General features: G+C 72.4%; 15 protein-coding genes, 1 tRNA gene and 1 pseudogene. 9 read left to right on the top strand and 8 right to left on the bottom strand.

Annotated features, from left to right (window positions below; genetic code table 11):
• Positions 1–269 precede the first annotated feature (269 nt).
• Complete coding sequence (locus FZO89_RS09265; protein ID WP_149102981.1) at positions 270–1346, top strand: DUF5694 domain-containing protein; 1077 nt, start codon at positions 270–272, stop codon at positions 1344–1346.
• Between the two features lie 323 nt (positions 1347–1669).
• Here the strand turns inward: FZO89_RS09265 and putP are convergent, their stop codons facing one another.
• The 5 genes from putP to FZO89_RS09240 all read right to left on the bottom strand — a co-directional run bounded on the left by putP (position 1670) and on the right by FZO89_RS09240 (position 7495).
• Positions 1670–3157 (bottom strand): sodium/proline symporter PutP, encoded by a 1488-nt coding sequence (putP, locus tag FZO89_RS09260; protein WP_149102980.1) that lies wholly within the window; start codon positions 3155–3157, stop codon positions 1670–1672.
• A gap of 299 nt (positions 3158–3456) precedes the next feature.
• A complete protein-coding gene (locus tag FZO89_RS09255; protein WP_149102979.1) occupies positions 3457–3888 on the bottom strand; it encodes a DUF1801 domain-containing protein in 432 nt (143 codons plus the stop codon).
• Positions 3889–3985: 97 nt separating this feature from the next.
• The gene (locus FZO89_RS09250; protein WP_149102978.1) at positions 3986–4375 is read right to left on the bottom strand and encodes a YciI family protein; all 390 of its coding nucleotides are present in this window, start codon (positions 4373–4375) and stop codon (positions 3986–3988) included.
• Between the two features lie 302 nt (positions 4376–4677).
• On the bottom strand, positions 4678–6213 hold the full coding sequence (locus FZO89_RS09245; protein ID WP_262378592.1) for a UdgX family uracil-DNA binding protein: 1536 nt from the start codon (positions 6211–6213) through the stop codon (positions 4678–4680).
• A gap of 1 nt (position 6214) precedes the next feature.
• A complete protein-coding gene (locus FZO89_RS09240; protein ID WP_149102977.1) occupies positions 6215–7495 on the bottom strand; it encodes a putative DNA modification/repair radical SAM protein in 1281 nt (426 codons plus the stop codon).
• Between the two features lie 54 nt (positions 7496–7549).
• Here FZO89_RS09240 and FZO89_RS18830 point away from each other — a divergent pair, with 54 nt between their 5' ends.
• The 6 genes and pseudogenes from FZO89_RS18830 (at position 7550) to FZO89_RS09215 (ending at position 14912) form a co-directional block, all read left to right on the top strand.
• Entirely contained in the window at positions 7550–7717 is a 168-nt protein-coding gene (locus FZO89_RS18830; RefSeq protein ID WP_262378591.1) for a hypothetical protein, read from the top strand.
• 14 nt (positions 7718–7731) lie between these two features.
• Positions 7732–8721 (top strand): ligase-associated DNA damage response exonuclease, encoded by a 990-nt coding sequence (locus FZO89_RS09235; protein WP_262378590.1) that lies wholly within the window; start codon positions 7732–7734, stop codon positions 8719–8721.
• Positions 8721–10445 (top strand): cisplatin damage response ATP-dependent DNA ligase, encoded by a 1725-nt coding sequence (locus FZO89_RS09230; protein WP_149102975.1) that lies wholly within the window; start codon positions 8721–8723, stop codon positions 10443–10445. The genes FZO89_RS09235 and FZO89_RS09230 overlap by 1 nt, the downstream gene beginning before the upstream one ends.
• 80 nt (positions 10446–10525) lie before the next feature.
• Positions 10526–13342 (top strand): annotated as a pseudogene (locus FZO89_RS09225) (ligase-associated DNA damage response DEXH box helicase); the annotation flags it as partial.
• Positions 13335–13973 carry a ligase-associated DNA damage response endonuclease PdeM gene (gene pdeM / locus FZO89_RS09220; RefSeq protein ID WP_149102973.1) on the top strand — a complete coding sequence of 213 codons (639 nt, stop codon included), beginning with the start codon at positions 13335–13337 and terminating at the stop codon, positions 13971–13973. The pseudogene FZO89_RS09225 and the gene pdeM, both read left to right, overlap by 8 nt.
• Before the next feature lie 411 nt (positions 13974–14384).
• Positions 14385–14912, top strand: a complete 528-nt coding sequence (locus FZO89_RS09215) for an outer membrane beta-barrel protein (RefSeq protein ID WP_149102972.1) — start codon at positions 14385–14387, stop codon at positions 14910–14912.
• A 588-nt stretch (positions 14913–15500) separates the two neighbouring features.
• On the opposite strand, the gene FZO89_RS09210 is transcribed toward FZO89_RS09215, so the two are convergent.
• On the bottom strand, positions 15501–15728 hold the full coding sequence (locus FZO89_RS09210) for a hypothetical protein (protein ID WP_149102971.1): 228 nt from the start codon (positions 15726–15728) through the stop codon (positions 15501–15503).
• 72 nt (positions 15729–15800) lie between these two features.
• Positions 15801–15877: transfer RNA gene (locus tag FZO89_RS09205), tRNA-Arg, on the bottom strand.
• 285 nt (positions 15878–16162) lie between these two features.
• On the opposite strand from FZO89_RS09205, the gene FZO89_RS09200 reads away from it, so the two are divergent.
• On the top strand, positions 16163–16375 hold the full coding sequence (locus tag FZO89_RS09200) for a hypothetical protein (protein WP_149102970.1): 213 nt from the start codon (positions 16163–16165) through the stop codon (positions 16373–16375).
• A 51-nt stretch (positions 16376–16426) separates the two neighbouring features.
• Positions 16427–17329, top strand: coding sequence for a 4-hydroxybenzoate octaprenyltransferase (gene ubiA / locus FZO89_RS09195; protein WP_149102969.1), 903 nt, complete (start codon positions 16427–16429; stop codon positions 17327–17329).
• Between the two features lie 544 nt (positions 17330–17873).
• On the opposite strand, the gene FZO89_RS09190 is transcribed toward ubiA, so the two are convergent.
• Positions 17874–18611, bottom strand: coding sequence for a ComF family protein (locus FZO89_RS09190; RefSeq protein ID WP_149102968.1), 738 nt, complete (start codon positions 18609–18611; stop codon positions 17874–17876).
• Positions 18612–18636 lie beyond the last annotated feature (25 nt).

Genomic DNA, 18636 nt, shown 5'->3' with positions numbered 1-18636 from the left:
CTTCGGCACCTTCCCCCGCACAGCGGGGGAAGGAAGAGCCGTAGCCCGGATAAGCGCAGCGCATCCGGGACACCGCGCCCCTCCACCCCGCACGCGAACCGTCAATCGCACCCGCGAACAACCAGGTTCGTACACGACACCCGCGCACGAAACCCGCTCCCGCCCCGATCGTCACCATGACCATCCGGACATGCACGCCTGCCGGTGTTCGCGTCTGATGGCGCCGCCGCGCGGATGCCTCCGCGCCGCGCCATCGCCCGGAGGCCGTGATGCACCGTTCGCTGTTGCCCGCCCTGCTGCTCGCCGTCGCGCCCGCGGGGACGGCGCTCGCGCAATCCACCCCGGCGCCGACGTCCGCTGCACCCTTCTCCGGCGAGCCCACCCGCGTGCTGGTACTCGGCACCGTGCATCTGGCGCAGGGAGAACCAGGCGACCTTGCGCCGGGCGCGCTGGAGCCGCTGCTGCAGCGGCTCGAAGCATTCGCGCCGCAGGTCATCACCATCGAGGCGATGCCCGGCGAAACCTGCGACCTGATGGCGCGGCACCCTGCGGTCTACGATCCCGAAGGCGGCGCAAGCTACTGCCCGGACACTGCCGCCGCGCGCGCCGCCACCGGCCTCGATGTGCCCGCCGCCATCGCCGCCGTGCAGACCCAGCTCGACGCCTGGCCCGACGCGCCCTCGGCCGCACGGCGCCGCCGGCTGGCCGCGACCTTCCTCGCCGCCGGCGACCCCATCTCGGCTCTGGTGCAATGGCTGCACCTGCCCGAGGCCGAGCGCGGCGAAGGCGACGGCCTCGATGCCGCCCTGGTCGAAACGCTGCGCAAGCGTGCGGCCTCGGCCAACGAGAACACCTCGATCGGCGCGGCGCTGGCCGTGCGTCTGGGCCTGCAGCGCGTGTTCCCGACCGACGACCACACCGGCGACAACCTGCGCATCGACGACATGGACGGCTTCGCCAAGGCGATCCGCGGCGCCTGGGACAGCGCGCCTGCCGAATGCAGGGCGCTGCGCGCGCGCGACCAGGCGTTGCGCGAGGCGCCGGACCTGCTGCCGCTGTACCGGCACACCAACGGCGCGGACTACCAGCGCATGCCGATGGCCTGCGATTTCGCGCTGGCGCTGAAGGAAGGTTCGCCGCAGCGCTTCGGGCGCCAGTACGTCGCCGGCTGGGACCTGCGCAACCTGCGCATGGTCGCGAACATCGGCGCCACCTTCCGCGAGCGGCCGGGCGTCCGCGTGCTGTCGATCGTCGGCGCCTCGCACAAGGCCTGGCTCGACCGGCTGCTGTCGCAGTTGCAGGGGGTGGAGGTGGTGGATGCCGCGGAGATCCTCGGCGGGGAGTGAGCGGAGGGGTGGTCGGATGCGGTGATGGAGCTCCCTGATGCGCTTCGCCTGTCCCCGGATGCGCTGCGCTTATCCGGGCTACGTATCCATGTAGCCCGGATAAGGCCGAAGGCCGCATCCGGGACGCCCGCGATCACCAGGGCCCCGACACGCATCGCGTGTCCGGACGAGGCACCAAGGTCTGGTCGTCGTGGCGTCTCGCGTCCGGGAGATCGAGCGCGGGCGTCGGGTTGATGGTTCCCCGGATGCGCTTCGCTTATCCGGGCTACGTAGCCATGTAGCCCGGATAAGGCCAACGGCCCCATCCGGGACGCCGCGCCACTTCAATACCCGTTCTCGCGCAACGACAGCCGCACCTGCTCGTGCCGCGCCTGCACGTCCTGCGTCGGCGCCTTGCCGAGCAGGCTCACGGCCACGATCGCCAGCGTCGCCGCGATCACCCCGGGCACCATCTCGTACAGCGGGCTGCCGGTCTGCTTCCACAGGATCACCGTGGCCGCGCCGAGCACCATCCCGGCCAGCGCGCCATCGCGGGTCATCCGCTTCCAGGTGAGCGACAGCACCACCACCGGCCCGAACGCCGCGCCGAATCCCGCCCAGGCGTAGGCGACCAGGCCGAGCACGCGGCTGTCGGGATCGCGCGCGATCCACATCGCCAGCAGCGCCACCGCCAGCACCATCGCGCGGCCGAACCACACCAGTTCGCGATGGCCCGCGCGCGGGCGCACGAAGCCGCGGTAGAAATCCTCGGTCAGCGCGCTCGAGCACACCAGCAGCTGCGCCGACAGCGTGCTCATGATCGCGGCCAGGATCGCCGACAGCAGCACGCCGGCGATCCACGGGTTGAACAGCAGTTCCGACAGCGCGATGAACACGCGCTCCGGGTTCGCCTCCACCGGCCCGGCCACGCCCGGGTTCGCCGCGAACCAGGCGATGCCGAAGAAGCCGGTCGCCATCGCGCCGGCCAGGCACAGCACCATCCAGGTCATGGCGATGCGGCGCGCGCGCGGGATCGTGGCCAGGGTGTCGGCCGCCATGAACCGCGCCAGCACGTGCGGCTGGCCGGCGTAGCCCAGGCCCCACGCGAGCGCGGAGACGATGGCGATGCCGCCGCCCGCGCCCAGCCACTGCAGGCGCGCGGGATCGACCTGTTCCACCAGCGCCAGCGCCTGCGACGGCCCGCCGACGCCGAGGATCGCGAACACCGGCACCAGCAGCAGGGCGAAGATCATCAGCGTCGCCTGCACGGTGTCGGTCCAGCTCACCGCGAGGAAGCCGCCGATGAAGGTGTAGGCGATGGTCGCCGCCGCGCCCCACAGCATCGCCTGCGCATACGGCAGGCCGAACATGCTTTCGAACAGGCGCGCGCCGGCGACGATGCCCGAGGCGCAGTAGATGGCGAAGAACACCAGGATCACCAGCGCCGAGAGGATGCGCAGCAGGCGGCTGCCGTCCTCGAAGCGGTGGGTGAAGTAGTCCGGCAGGGTCAGCGCGTTGCGCGTGCGCTCGGTGTACACGCGCAGCGGGCCGGCGACGTATTTCCAGTTGCACCAGGCCCCGATCACCAGCCCGATCGCGATCCACGCCTCCGACGCGCCGCCCAGGTACAGCGCGCCGGGCAGGCCCATCATCAGCCAGCCGCTCATGTCCGAGGCGCCGGCCGCCAGCGCGGTGACGTAGCTGCCCAGCGAACGCCCGCCGAGGATGTAGTCGTCGAAAGTGCGGGTGCGTCGCCAGGCCACGAAGCCGATCCCGACCATCAGCAGCAGGTAGGCGGCGAAGGTGATGAACAGCGGCGAGCTGAAGGCCATGGCGGCATCCGGTGGCGTGGCAGCCGCAGAGTGTGGACGAAAGCCGCCGCGACGGAAAACCGCGTGGCCATTCTGCTTCTGCGACCGGGGTGTGGCGGGACGGTGGCCTCCGGCGCCTTGCTCGCCCGGGGAAGGGAGAAAGCGATCCGCCCACGGAGACCTCCCGCGTCAGCACAGCGAAGGAACGCCACGTCCCCCGCCGAGCGACGCTCGGGCGCCCGACCGGCCTTGCCGGACGTCAAGCCGGAGGGTGCGGAACGTGATCCGGCGCCGTCAGCCCATGCGCGTCGGTGCGCGCATCACACCACGCGGATCCACTGCCGCAGCACCGCCTGCAGCGCGGGAATGCGCCTGCGGGCGTCGGCGTCGTAGGCGAACACGACCTGGGCGCGGTCCTTGCCGAGCCATGCCAGCAGGCCCTCGGGATCGTCGATGGCGAGCCCGTCCCCGGGCAGTACCCGCGCCTTCGCGCCCAGGTGCAGGATCAGCACGATCCCGGTCTTCGCGCGTAGGTGGAAGGTGGCGAAGTACTCGCCGGTGCGGAAGCTGGGCGCGTTCCACTTCACGCCTTCGGCGATCGCGGGATCGACCGCGAGGATCGCCTCGCGCAGCGCCTCGATGCCGGGCTTGTACGGATGCGCAAGCGTGGCCATGAGCGCGTCGACCGCGGCGCGGGTGTCGGCGGCGGTGGCGTGGCGGGTGGGTGTCGAACGGGGGGACTTGGTCGTCATGGCCTTGGCTCGTGGGCTTCTTGCGGTAAGGCATCGAGGTCGTGCTTCCTCGAACGACTCGCCGTCGGCCGACATCGCCCGCCCCCGGGCGGCGCCCTCAGTCGGGCGTCTCGCTGGTCCGCGCAAAGGCGCTCGCACGTTCGGGTTCCAGCGGCCGCACTTCGTAGAACAGGCCGTGCGCCAGGGTCGGGCTGGTGGCGAGCAGGGCCGCGGCTTCCTCCAGCGTGGGTGCGACCACGAACCAGTAACCGCCCACCAGCTCCTTGGTTTCGCCGAACGGGCCGTCGAGGGCGACGCCCTTGCGCGACACCGTCGCACCGGCGCGCGCCAGTCGCTCGCCGGTCTTCATCCGCCCGGCGGCGATATGGGCTTCGAGCCAGGGATAGAACGCGTCGATCGAAACCTGGATCGCCTCGGGCCCGGCATCGCGATCCCACTGGCCCCGCGAGAGTACGAGGAACTCCTGCTGGTCGCTGTCCTGGGTCATGCATGCGGTCTCGAAGGGGGTGCGCGGACGCTAACGCGAACCGTGGATGGGCGGAAGTGCGGGACATGGCGCGATCGCGGGAACGCGGGCGGCCGTAGCCCGGATAAGGCCGCAGGCCGCATCCGGGTCCGGGAGGCGTGGGGTTTTCGGTGAGGGGTGGGGATTGCCCCGGGTGCGCTGCGCTTACCCGGGCTACGGGGCCGGCGTAGCCCGGATAAGGCCGCAGGCCGCATCCGGGCCCGGGAGGCGTGGGGTTTCGGTGAGGGGTGGGGATTGCCCCGGGTGCGCTGCGCTTACCCGGGCTACGGCGGGGTGGGTGGATCCGTGGAATCGTCTGGGGCGGCGAGTTGCGCGAGGTCGGCGACGAAGCCGGTGTAGGCGGCTTCGCGCGCGGCGGGGTCGCGCTGGCGCAGGATCCAGGCCGGATGCACGGTGGCGAAGGCGCGCGTGCCGTCGCGCAGGGTGCGCCACTGGCCACGATCCTCCATCAGCCGGAAGCCGCGGCCGAACAGCGCCAGCGCCGCGGTCGCACCCAGGCAGACGACGACCTCCGGCCGCACCTGCTCCAGTTCGCGCGCCAGCCACGGGCGGCAGGCCTGGACGTGCGCCGCTTCCGGATTGCGATGCAGGCGCTGCTTGCCGCGCCGCTCGAAGCGGAAATGCTTCACCGCATTGGTCAGGTAGAAGCGCGCGCGGTCCAGGCCCAGTTCGCCCAGCGCGCGGTCCAGCAACTGCCCCGCCGGGCCGGTGAACGGGCGCCCGGTGAGGTCCTCGCTGTCGCCCGGCTGCTCGCCGAGCAGCAGCACGCGCGCATCGGCCGGACCCTCGCCGAACACGGTCTGCGTTGCCGGTTCCCACAGCGGGCAGGCGCGGCAGGCGCGGGCTGCGGCGCGCAGCGTGTCGAGCGACTGCCCGGGACCGGTGCCCGGATCAGGACCGGGACCGGAGTCGAGCCGCTCCCGAATCCCGCTGCTGCGGCCGTTACCGGAGGGAAGTTCGCCCCTGCCCCCGGTTTGCGTCGGATGTCGTTGCGGAATCCTGCGCCGCGGTGCCTGCGCCTCGCGCGCGGCCATGTCGCGCACGCGCGCGCCGGCGCCCTGCAGCAGCGAAGGCAGCAGCTGCGCCTCGGGCAGGTGCTTCCAGTACTTCACCGGCATCTCCTGGCGCATCATCCGCGGGTTGATCCGCGCCGGGTTGAAGATGTGCGCGTAGTAGGTGCGCCAGAGTTCCTCGCGCGCATCGTCGTCGGGCGCGTCGCTGCGCGCGCCGCCGTCGCCGAACGCGAGCGTGGCGCCGTCCCAGGCCGCGCTGCGGTACGGCGTGAGGATCGCCCACCGCATGCCGGCGAAGCGGCGCGCGAAGAACGGGGCGACCCTGTCGACGATGCGGTGTTCGGGTTCGAACCAGGCGATGAACGCGCCCTCGTCTCCGGGCACCGCGCGGAAGCGCACGAAGGCCTTCATCTTGTGCGCGTCGCGGCGCACCGCCTGGGCCAGTGCCTGCGCGCGCTGCACGTCGGCATCCGCGGGATTGGACAGCAGCGCAGGCTCGCCATGCCCGGTGCGCCACAGCAGCCGGTACAGCAGGCCCAGGCGCTGCGGGTCGCGATGGCACAGCACCGCGGGCGCGAGTTCAAACAGCGCCTTCGGCGCGCGTGGCGCGTCGACCAGGACCGGCGCGCCGACGACGTCGGGCGCCGCGAGCAGGCTGGCGGCGTGATCGCCCTCGATCCAGTCGAGGTCCTGCGGCGGGACCTGCGCGCGCAAGGCGGCGCGCGCCACCGTGCGCCACGCCTCCGCATCCCAGCAGGGCTCGATCCGCGCCGACCATCGCGCCACGTCAGGCGGTCGTGGCGGCTTCGAACAGCGACGCCTGCCGCGGTGGCGGTGCCAGCCGCGCGCGCAGGGCCTGCGGGTCGTCGAGCGCGCGCTGCGGATGGTGGTCGGCCAGCTGCACGAACGGCAGCAGCTTCGACATCGGCGCGCGCAGCCGCGCCAGGTCGGCCACGCGCAGTCGCCCGTGGCGTCGCGCCATCAGCACGCGCTTGACGTTGCGCACGCCCAGCCCGGGGACCCGCAGCAGCAGTTCCTTCGGCGCGCGATTGAGGTCCACCGGGAAGCGTTCGGGATGGCGCAGCGCCCAGCCGAGCTTGGGGTCGACGTCGAGGTCGAGCATGCCGTCGCCGCGGCCGTCGGCGATCTCGTCCACGCGGTAGTCGTAGAAGCGCAGCAGCCAGTCGGCCTGGTAGAGCCGGTGTTCGCGCAGCAGCGGCGGTGCGCGCGGCGGCAGGGCGCGGCTGGCGTCGGGGATCGGGCTGAACGCGGAGTAGTAGACGCGGCGCAGGCGGTAATTGCCGTAGAGGTTGTCGGCCATCGACAGGATCGCGCGGTCGTCCGCGCCATCGGCCCCCACGATCATCTGCGTGCTCTGGCCCGCGGGCGCGAAGCGCGGCGCGCGCCGCTTCGGCTTGCCGCCGACGGACCCGATGCCGATCGCGGCGTGCTTGTCCTGCTTCGATTCCTCGATCCGCCAGCGCAGCTCGCCCATCGCGCCGCGGATCGCCGGCATCCTCTTCTCCGGCGCCAGTTGCGCGAGGCCGGATTCGGTCGGCAGCTCGACATTGATCGACAGGCGGTCGGCATGGCGACCGGCGGCGGCCAGCAGTTCCGGCGAGGCCTCGGGAATCGTCTTGAGGTGGATGTAGCCGGCGAAGCGGTGCTCCTCGCGCAGCCGGCGCGCCACCTCCACCAGCTGCTCCATCGTGTAGTCGCCGTTGCGGATGATGCCGCTGGAGAGGAACAGGCCCTCGATGTAGTTGCGCCTGTAGAAATCCAGGGTCAGCGCGACCACTTCGTCGACCGCGAACCGGGCGCGCGGCACGTTGCTCGATACGCGGTTCACGCAATAGACGCAGTCATAGACGCAGAAATTCGTCAGCAGGATCTTCAGCAGCGACACGCAGCGCCCGTCGGGCGTGTAGCTGTGGCAGATGCCCATGCCCTCGGTGCTACCGATGCCGCCGCTGCGGCTGGAATCGCGCCTGCCCGCGCCGCTGGACGCGCACGAGGCGTCGTACTTGGCGGCATCGGCGAGGATGGCCAGCTTGCGGGCAGTCTCCATCCGGGGAGGCTGGCGGTCGCCTGTCTCAATCCGTGAGACGGGAAGGCGCCGATCATGAACACGCCGATCAGCATGTTCAGGCCGCACCCGTTCGCCCGGCCTGCACGCGCGCTGGTCCAGTCTCGATGCCTCACGCCCCGGCACGCCGACCCGATGCCCACCCGCCACGCCCGCCTGTTTCCCATCATCGCGCCGCCGCACGGCGCGCGCGCCGGTACCTGAGCGCAGAGGTGCGCGTGCGCGACCTGGTCGAACTGCGTCCCGAAGGCCTGTACTGCCCGGCGGGCGACTTCCACATCGATCCGTGGCGGCCGGTGCCGCGCGCGGTGATCACCCACGGCCATGGCGACCACGCCCGCGCCGGCATGGGCGAATACCACTGCACCCGCGAGAGCCTGCCGATCCTGGAATGGCGGCTGGGCGCGCAGCGCTACCACGCGCGCGGACACGGCGAGCCGTTCGAACTCGGCGGGGCACGGGTGTCGCTGCATCCGGCCGGACACGTGCTCGGCTCGGCGCAGGTGCGGATCGAGGCGCGGGGGCGGGTGTGGGTCGCCTCGGGCGACTACAAGCGCCAGCCCGATCCCACCTGTGCGCCGTTCGAGGTCGTGCCCTGCGACACCTTCATCACCGAGGCGACGTTCGGCCTGCCCGTGTACCGCTGGCCGGACACAGGCGAGGTGGCGCGCGAGATCGCGCAGTGGCGCGCAGACTGCGAGGTGGAAGGCGTGGCCGCGGTACTGTTCTGCTACGCGCTGGGCAAGGCGCAACGGGTGCTGGCCGAGCTCGCGCCGCATGTCGACGCGCCGGTGCTGCTGCATGGCGCGATCGCCACCGGCGTCGAGGTCTACCGGCGCGCAGGCGTGGCCCTGCCCCCGACCGAGACGGTCTCCGAACTCGCCAGGGGTGCGGACTTCGCCGGAAGACTGGTGCTGGCGCCGCCTTCGGCCGCCGGCAGCGCGTGGATGCGCCGTTTCCGCCGCGCGCAGACCGGCTTCGCCTCGGGCTGGATGCGGATCCGCGGCAACCGCCGCCGTCGCAACTACGACCGCGGCTTCGTGGTCTCCGACCACGCCGACTGGCCCGACCTGATCCGCACTGTGCGCGAAACCGGCGCCACCCGGGTGATCGCCACCCATGGCAGCACCGACGCCATCGTGCGCAAGCTGTGCGAGGACGGCCTCGATGCGGGTGCGTTCCGCACCGGATACGGGGACGAGGACTGATGCGCCGCTTCGCCACCCTCTACCGCGAACTCGACCGCAGCACCGCCACGCTCGACAAGCGCGCGGCGCTGGTGCGCTATTTCCGCGAGGCGCCGCCGCGCGATGCGGCCTGGGCATTGCACCTGCTGGCCGGCGGCAAGGTCGCGGGCGCGAAGCGGCGTATCGCCAACACCCGCGAGCTGCGCGGATGGATCGCCGCCGAGGCCGGCCTGCCCGACTGGCTGGTCGACGACAGCTACGACCAGGTCGGAGACCTCGCCGAAACGCTCGCCCTGCTGCTCGACGATCCCGCGCAGGACGCGCGGGACGTGGCCCTGGCCGACTGGATCGAACATCGCCTGCTGCCGGTCGCCAACCGCGACGAGGACGTGCGCCGCGCGGTGGTGGTCGAGGCCTGGCGCACGCTCGCCTTCGACGAGCGGCTGCTGTTCAACAAGCTGCTCACCGGCGCGCTGCGGGTGGGCGTGTCGCAGCGGCTGGTGCAGCAGGCGCTGGCCGAGATGAGCGGCATCGACATCGCCCGCATCGCCCAGCGCATGCTCGGCGAATGGGCGCCGACGCCGGCGTTCCTGGAGATGCTGCTCTCGCCCGGCGAGCTGGCGAGCGACCGCCAGCAACCGTATCCGTTCTTCCTGGCCACGCCGCTGGAGGCGGTGTTGCGCGGAGACCCGGACGCGGCGCGGGGGGCGCCGGTCGATGAAGTCGATGCCAGGGAGGCCCAACCTGAAGATGTCGATCCCGGCGCGTCGGTACTCGCCAACGATCCGGCCGCGATCGAACGCGCGCTCGGTCCGCTGCGCGACTGGTTGCTGGAATGGAAATGGGACGGCATCCGCCTGCAGATGATCCGCCGCGACGGCGCGGTGGCGCTGTGGTCGCGCGGCGAGGAACGCCTGGACGGCCGCTTTCCCGAGATCGAGGCCGCCGCGGCCTCGCTGTCGCGCGACTGCGTGCTCGACGGCGAACTGCTTGCCTGGCGCGCGGACGACGAGGCGCCGCTGGCGTTCACCGCGCTGCAGACCCGGATCCAGCGACGCAAGCCTGGCGCCAAGACGCTGGCCGACACGCCGGTGCGGGTGCAGGCGTACGACCTGCTCGAACTCGACGGCGTCGACTGGCGGCAACGCCCGCAGCACCAACGCCGCGCGGCGCTGGAGGCGCTGCTGGCCACGCACGACGATCCGCGCATCGTCGCCTCGCCCCGGGTCGAGGCGCGCGACTGGACGCACGCCGCGCAGCTGCGCGCGCAGGCGCGCGAGCGGGGCGTCGAGGGGCTGATGCTCAAGCGCGCGGACGCGGCCTACCAGTCCGGGCGCAGGCGCGGCGACTGGTGGAAGTGGAAGATCGATCCGCTCACCGTCGACGCCGTGCTGATCTACGCGCAATCCGGCCACGGCCGCCGCAGCACGCTGTACACCGACTACACCTTCGGCCTGTGGGACGGCGACGTGCTGGTGCCGGTGGCCAAGGCCTACAGCGGCCTGGACGATGCGCAGATCCTGAAGCTCGACCGCTGGATCCGCGCCAATACGCTCGAGCGCTTCGGCCCGGTGCGCTCGGTGCCGGGGCAGCACGTGTTCGAGCTCGGCTTCGAGGCGGTGAACCGCTCGGCGCGGCACAAGTCCGGGATCGCCGTGCGGTTCCCGCGGATCCTCCGCTGGCGCCACGACAAGCCCGCGGCCGAGGCCGACCGGCTCGACACGCTCAAGGCGCTTGCGCGATGAAGCCGACCGCGACGCGGGCGTCGTTCGATGCGCCGCTCGCCGCCTGGTTCGCGACGCAGGGCTGGAAGCCGGCGCCGTTCCAGCGCGAAGCCTGGCGCCGCTGGCGGCGTGGCGAGTCCGGCCTGCTGGTCACGCCCACCGGCAGCGGCAAGACCCTGGCCGCGCTCGGCGGGCCGTTGCTCGATGCGCTGGCGGAGGCGGCGAAGGCGCAAGCGGCGAGGGAAGCCGCGCAGGCGAAGACCGCGAGGGCGCGATCGACGCGCGCTTCGAAAGTTCAAGCGGCAAGCGCGCTGAAGAAGCAAACGGCAATCGCGTCGAGAATTCCGACAGCAAGCGCGTCGACGGCACAGAAGTCACGCCAACCAGAGTCACGGGCCGCAGACGCACCGAAGGCGCAACCAGATCCAACCCCGCGCCTCTCCCCGACTGTCATTCCGAGCGAAGCGAGGAATCCCGGGGCCTCCGGAAAGCAGATTTCTCGCTTCGCTCGAAATGACAAGAGGGCGGCTCGAAATGACGGGACGGCGGCTCGAAATGACAAGAGGGCAGCGGTGGCGTCGGTTGGCCGCACCCGCCTGCTCTGGATCACCCCGCTGCGCGCGCTGGCCAGCGACACCGCGCGCGCCCTGCGAGAACCCATCGCCGCGCTCGGCCTGGACTGGACCGTGGCGATGCGCACCGGCGATGCGACCGCGCGCGACAAGCGCCTGGCGCGCCAGGGCCGCGCCGATGCGCTGGTGATCACGCCCGAGTCGCTGGCGCTGCTGCTGAGCTATCCGGACACCGCCGCGCAACTCTCCGGCCTGCGCGCGATCGTGGTCGACGAATGGCACGAACTGCTCGGCAACAAGCGCGGCGTGCTGCTGCAGCTGGCGCTGGCGCGGCTGCGCGCCTGGTCGCCACAGGCGCGCACCTGGGGCCTGTCGGCGACGCTCGGCAACCTCGAACAGGCGCGCGACGTGCTGCTGCCGCACGCCCCCGGCGCGGCGATCGTGCAGGCGGCCAAACCGCGCAGCCTGACCCTGGACACCCTGCTGCCCGAGGCCGGCGAACGGTTCCCGTGGGCCGGCCACCTCGGCCTGTCGCAGGTCCAGCGCGTGGCCGCGCGGCTGCAGGCCGCCGGCACCACGCTGCTGTTCGCCAACACCCGGGCGCAGGCCGAACTCTGGCATCGCGCGCTGGCCGCCACCTGGCTCGACGCGCCGGAAACCCTGGCCCTGCACCACGGCTCGCTCGACCCCAAGCTGCGCGCCGCGGTGGAACAGGGCCTGCGCGAGGGCAGCGTGCGGTGCGTGGTCGCCACCTCCAGCCTCGACCTCGGAGTCGATTTCCCCGCCGTCGACCAGGTGATCCAGCTCGGCAGTCCCAAGGGCATGGCCCGGCTGCTGCAGCGCGCCGGCCGCGCGCGCCATCGCCCGGGCGAAGCCGGGCACGTGGTCTGCGTGCCCACGCACGCGCTGGAACTGGCCGAGTACGCCGCCGCGCGCGAGGCGCTGGCCGCGGGTGAGGTCGAATCGCGCGTGCCGCTGCAACTCTCGCTCGACGTGCTGGCCCAGCACTGCGTCACCCTGGCGCTGGGCGGCGGGTTCGAGGCCGACGCGCTGCGCGACGAAGTACGCGGCACGCATGCGTTCGCGGCGCTCACTGACCTGCAGTGGAACGCGGTGCTCGCCTTCATCGTCCAGGGCGGCCAGGCGCTGCAGCACTATCCCGAATACCGGCGCGTGGTGCGCGACGACGACGGCATGTACCGCGTGCACGACCGCCGCATCGCGCTGCGCCACCGCCTGTCGATCGGCACCATCACCAGCGACGGCGCGCTGCAGGTGAAGCTGCTGCGCGGCGCCACCCTGGGCAGCGTGGAGGAAGGCTTCCTGGCGCGCCTGCGCCCGCGCGACCGCTTCCAGTTCGCCGGCCGCACCCTGGAGCTGGTGCGGCTGCAGGACATGGCCGCGTACGTGCGCATCGCGAAGAAGGGCGACGGCATGGTGCCGCGCTGGCAGGGCGGGCGCATGCCGATGTCGGGCGAACTCGGCGCGCGCGTGGCGCAGGTGCTGGCCGGTCCGCGCGACGGTCCGGAACTGCGCGCGCTGGCGCCGCTGCTCGCGCTGCAGGAGAAGTTGTCGGCGCTGCCGGCGCCGGGCACGCTGCTCGCCGAATTCGCGAAGACGCGCGAAGGCTGGCACCTGTTCGTCTATCCCTTCGCCGGGCGCGGGGTGCACGAGGGGCTGGCGGCGCTGCTCGCGCTGCGCTGGAGCCGGCTGGCGCCGAACACGTTCGCGTTCGCGGTCAACGACTACGGCCTGGCGCTGACCGCGCAGGCGCAGCCGGCGATCGGCGTCGACATCCTGCGCGCGCTGCTCTCGCCCGAAGGCCTGCACGACGACCTGCAGTCCGGCGCCAACCTCGCCGAACTCGCGCGCCGCCAGTTCCGCGAGATCGCGCGCGTGGCCGGGCTGCTGCCGCCGTCGTTGCCCGGGCGCGCGTTGCGCAGCCTGCGCCAGCTGCAGGCCTCCAGCGGCCTGCTGTTCGACGTGCTGCAGCGGCACGACCCCGGCCACCTGCTGCTGCAACAGGCCGAGCGCGAGGTGTTCGAGGCCCAGCTCGAAGTGCGCGCCCTGCAGGCGACACTGGCGCGCTGCCACGCCGCCACGCTCGACCTGCGCCAGCCGAAGACGCTCACCCCGCTGTCGTTTCCCCTGTGGGCCGAAGCGATGCGCGGCACCCTCACAAGCGAGGACTGGCGCACCCGCGTGCAGCGCGCCGCCGAACGCCTGGAACACCGCCACGCTCCGCGTAGCCCGGATAAGCGCAGCGCATCCGGGACCCCACGCCAACCCGGACGCACCCCGCCCTCCACGCCCGCCACCGCACCGCGCCCACCCCGCGATGCCTGACACCCTCGACCTGACCCTCGCCGGCGAACCCGTCCGCCTGCTCGCCGACCGCGCCCTGTACTGGCCTGCGCGCGACCGCCTGCTGGTCGCCGACCTGCACCTGGGCAAGGGCGACACCTTCCGCGCCGCCGGCATCGCCGTGCCCAGCGGCGGCACCGCGCACGACCTCGCGCGGCTCGACGCGCTGCTCGCGCTCACGTCCGCGTCGTCGCTGTGGATCCTCGGCGACTTCCTGCACGCGCGGCGGCATGCCGCGGTCGATGCGGCGTGGCGCGCGTTCCGCGAAGCGCATCGCGAGGTGGCGATGGCGGTGGTGCCGGGCAACCACGACCGCGCGTTCGATGCGGACGTGGCCGGCGTGGCGCGCGCGCGCGAGGGCCACGTGGAACCACCATTCGAATTCCGCCACGCGCCGCCGCACAAACTGGTGCCAGACCGGCATGTGCTCTGCGGCCACGTGCACCCGGTGCTGCGACTGCCGCCGCTGGGGCGCCATCCGCTGTTCTGGCTGCGGCCCGGGATTACCGTGCTGCCCGCGTTCTCGGCGTTCACCGGTGGCCACCCGGTGCCGCGCGCCGACAGCGCCGGCAGCGTGCTGTGCAACGGACGGCAGCTGGTGCGGCTGGCATAGCGACGCGCGGCCACGTCGCATTGCGACGTCGTACCTCGCACCGTCACCCGGATGCGCTGCGCCTATCCGGGCTACGCACCTTTGTTCGACCCGCCCGTAGCCCGGGTAAGCGAAGCGCACCCGGGTTTCGCGGACGCCACCGCTCGGCGTGCCAGGGAAGAACGTCGCCGGCCTGGGGAGCCACACGGCCCGCCCCGGACAGGCCGGACGCGGACCGCGCGATCCGCCCGCAACCAGACGCCCTCGCACCAAAACGATTGGTGCCTCTCGCGGGATAAAGAATCCATAAACGAGACCTTTGGTGCGCAATTTGGAACGCCCATCTCCTGACCACGCCGGCGCGGACGGGCTCTGCCCGATGACCACGCGGCGACGGGCCTGGCGCCCGTTCCCCCACTTCAGGAGATTGCAATGCGTTCCAAGCTGCTCACCACCACCGTTGCCGCCGTGCTGCTCGCCGGTGCGTCCGTCGCCCAGGCCCAGGACAGCGGCTTCTACGCCGGCGCCGGCGCCGGCCAGGCGCTCGTCGACGAGCGCGCCTACGACGACGAGGACACCGCGTTCTCCGTCTTCGGCGGCTACCAGTTCCACCGCAACTTCGCACTCGAGGCCGGTTACACCGACTTCGGCCAGCTGTCGCCCGGCGCCGCTGGCGCGGACCTCGAACTCGCCTCGGCCTACTTCACCGCGGTCGGCATCCTGCCGTTCACCGAGAATTTCTCGGGCTACGTGAAGGGCGGCATGCAACGCTGGGAACTCGACACGCCGATCCCCGGCCTCACCGGCACCGGCGATGACGACGGCCGCGATCCGGTCTACGGCGTCGGCCTGCAATACCGGTTCAACGACCTGGTCTCGCTGCGCGGTGAGTACACCCGGACCGAGGTCGAGGACCTCGACGTCGACGCCGCGCAGGTCCAGGCCCGCTTCGACTTCTGAGCTCTCGCGGGCCGATCACAGCCGTCCCTGCGCGCGTGATTCGCAGGCTCGTAGCCCGGGTAAGCGCAGCGCACCCGGGACCGCAAACGCACCGGACCCGCCCCGAATTGCCGGGCCTCGTCCAGGACAGCTGGCGAGGCGCGCGTTCCGGGCGGTACCCGGTGGGCGGTACCCGGCTCGTCCCGGATGCGCTGCGCTTATCCGGGCTACGCGTGGTGGATGCGCTGGGCATGCACCGGCAATGGCATCGCGCATCCACACGCGCCCCTGCGACTGCCTTCCATCTGTGGTTCGACGCCGTCGCCTGCCCGGAGCTCGCCTGCGTGGTGCGCATTGCGTTGCCGCTCCATTTCGACCGCGATCGATTACGTCCAGCTCGATGGCGACGGCCACTCGGAATCCCGAGCCTCGTAGGTTCGTAGCCGCAAACGCACCGGACCCGCCCCGAATTGCCGGACCTCGTCCAGGACAGCTGGCGAGGTGCGCGTTCCGGGCGGTACCCGGTGGGCGGTACCCGGTTCGTCCCGGATGCGCTGCGCTTATCCGGGCTACTCCGATCGAGGGCCGCGTGGCGTCGTGGGCGTTGCGTCAGCGGTCGTCTGCGTCGTCCTCGTCCGCGTCGCGCGCGGCCGCCGGTGGCTCCTGCTGGACCTGCGTCGCCGCCCACATGTTGTCGACCAGGTTGGGATAGCGCCGCCCGGCGGCTTCGGCGCGTTCGCGGGCAAGGTCCTTCTGCGCTTCGGTCAGGCGCGTGCGCGCTGCCGGCTTGACCGGGTTCTTCTTCTTCCAGGGCGGCGGCGTGGGTCTGTTCGTCATCGCGGCGTACTTGAGCGCAGCCGACGCGACGCGTGCGTGAACGGGAGCAGCCAGCGCTTCGATGCGAAGGATTGGCGCGCCTGGAGGGATTCGAACCCCCGACCAATGGCTTCGGAAGCCACTACTCTATCCGGCTGAGCTACAGGCGCGTTGTGTGTAGCGTCCGGGCGCCGTGGGCGTCCCGGGGTGACGACGTCGATGCCGGTCTGGCAACGCCGCAAGGCCGCGTCGGCGGCTGGCGACCGGCCGGCGATTATGTCACTCAACCGGGGTGGGCGGCCAGCCGCACGGGCCGGCCCTGGTCGAACCGTCGCGCCCGGTCCCGTACAGCCCTGCCTTGTTGCCGCGTCGACGCCTCGCTGCCGTCCGCGAGGCACGGCCCGCATGCCGCGAGGTGCAACGATACCGGGCCGCCTCCGAGCCCGGATCGACGGATGCCACTGCCCGCCGCCACGCGGCGCCTGCTGCTGGTCGCGATGCTCGCGCCCCGTGGCTGTCGACGATGCCGCACTCGTCGATGCCGCGCGCAGTCGGGCTTGGTCCTGGTCGAGCCGATCGGAGACAAGGCGCCGGGCGCGCGCAGCGTTGCCGACGCGCTCTCCGGGCTTGCCGGCATGCAGCGGCTGGACAGCCGCCTCAAGCCCTGACACGGCGTGAGGGAGCGGCTTCGCGGCGACGGCCGCTGGTAACCTGCGCGCATGTCCTACGAACGCCACTCGCCGCCGGCGGCCTCGCGGCCGCACTGGCGCGAACGCCTGCCGCTCTACTGGCAACTGGTCCGCGGCGACCGCCCGATCGGCTGGCTGCTGCTGTTGTGGCCGACCTGGTGGGGCCTGTGGCTTGCGTCGGGTGGGGTGCCGCAGCTGTGGACGCTGTTCGTGTTCAGCGCCGGCGTGTGGCTGACCCGCTCGGCCGGCTGCGTGGTCAACGACTACGCCGACCGCTGGCTCGACGGCGCGGTCGAACGCACGAAGCACCGGCCGCTGGCGACCGGCGCGGTATCGGGGCGGGAGGCGCTGCTGGTGTTCGCGGTGCTGATGCTGGTGGCGTTCGCGCTGGTGCTGACGATGAACCGGCTGACGGTGTCGCTGAGCGTGGTCGGCGTGGTCCTGGCCGCCAGCTATCCCTATCTCAAGCGCTACACCTACCTGCCGCAGGTGTACCTGGGCATGGCCTTCGGCTGGGGCATCCCGATGGGCTTTGCCGCGGTGCAGGGTGAAGTGCCGCCGGTGGCGTGGGTGCTGTACGTGGCCAACATCTTCTGGGCGACCGCCTACGACACCTGGTACGCGATGGTCGACCGCGACGACGACATCCGCATGGGCGCGAAATCGACCGCGATCCTGTTCGGCGAACTCGACCTGGTCGCGCAGGGCGTGCTGTACACGCTCGCCTTCGCCGCGCTGGCGCTGGTCGGGCGCGAGGCCGCGATGGGCTCGCCGTACTGGGCCGGGCTCGGCGTCGCCGCGCTGTTCGTTGCGTACCAGTTCATGCTCGCGCGCCACCGCGATCGCGAAGCCTGCTTCCGCGCCTTCCTCAACAACCACTGGGTGGGGATGGCGGTGTTCCTCGGGATCGCGGCGGACTACGCGCTGCGCTGAGCACAGCCACGCCGTCTACGGCAGGTGCGCGGCGCGGGTGCGGACAAGTTGCGTAGCCCGGATAAGCGAAGCGCATCCGGGAAGGCCCCCCGGTCCCGCCGGCTACGCCCGCCGTCCCGGGCGTTCCCCCGCGGACGGGCCGCCGTCGCCGGCGATCCCGGGTGCGCTGCGCTTACCCGGGCTACGGGGCGCGTCGGCGTAATTGCGTAGCCCGGGTAAGCGAAGCGCATCCGGGAAGGCCCCCCGGTCCCGCCGGCTACGTCCGCCGGCCCGGGCGTTCCCCCGCGGACGGGGGGCCGTCGCCGGTGGTCCCGGGTGCGCTGCGCTTACCCGGGCTACGGGGCGCGTCGGCGTAGTTGCGTAGCCCGGATAAGCGAAGCGCATCCGGGAAGGTTCCCCCGGGCCCGCCGGCTACGTCCGCCGGCCCGGGCGTTCCCCCGCGGACGGGACGCCGTCGCCGGTGGTCCCGGGTGCGCTGCGCTTACCCGGGCTACGGTGTGCTTCACGGGCGTGCGGGTGGACGACCGGTCGATTCTCGGCCGGCTTACGGCACCCGCGCGCACACCCAGGCATCGACCCGCGCCACGCCCGCGCGGCGCAGCGCGAAGGCTGCCGCGTGCAGGGTGGCGCCGGTGGTCATCACGTCGTCGACCAGGGCCACGTGCGCCGGTAGACGCGCGCCGCCGCGTACCGCGAATGCCCCGCGCAGGTTGCGCCGTCGCGAAGCCGCGTCCAGTTCCGACTGCGGGGCCGTCGCCCGCGTGCGCACCAGGGCGCCGTCCAGCAGCGGCAGGCGCAGGGTGCGGGCCAGCGGCCGCGCCAGCTCCAAGGCCTGGTCGTAGCCGCGGCGGCGCAGTCGCCCGGCGTGCAGCGGCACCGGCAGCAGCGCGCCCGGCCGCGGCAGGGTGGCGAAGCACGTGGCCATGGCGTCGGCCAGCAGGCGGCCGGCGGCGAGGTCGCGGTGGAACTTGAAGCGTGGCAGCAGCCGGTCCAGCGGCGCGCCGTAGACGAAGGCGGCGTGCGCCTGCTGCAGGGGCGAGGGTCGCCGCTGGCAGGCGCCGCAGGGCGTGTCGGCCATGCCGGCCTCCGGCAGCGGCACTGCGCAGCGCGGGCAGGCGTTGCGGTTCCACGGCAGCTCCGCCTGGCAGGCCTGGCACAGGTCGGCGCCTGCCGGCGCCGGTTCGCGGCAGGCCAGGCAGCGCGGCGGGCACAGGCCGATGCCCAGGCGGCGCCACCAGCCGTCAACCGCCGTGGCCTGGATTCGGTTGACAGGTCTGGACATGCTTTCCAGACTGGCCGGCCAGCGC

The sequence above is a fragment of the Luteimonas viscosa genome, from assembly GCF_008244685.1.
GTDB classification, from domain to species: domain Bacteria; phylum Pseudomonadota; class Gammaproteobacteria; order Xanthomonadales; family Xanthomonadaceae; genus Luteimonas; species Luteimonas viscosa.
Note: the sequence above shows the minus strand (reverse complement) of the source record. Positions and strands in the feature narration are given on the sequence as shown.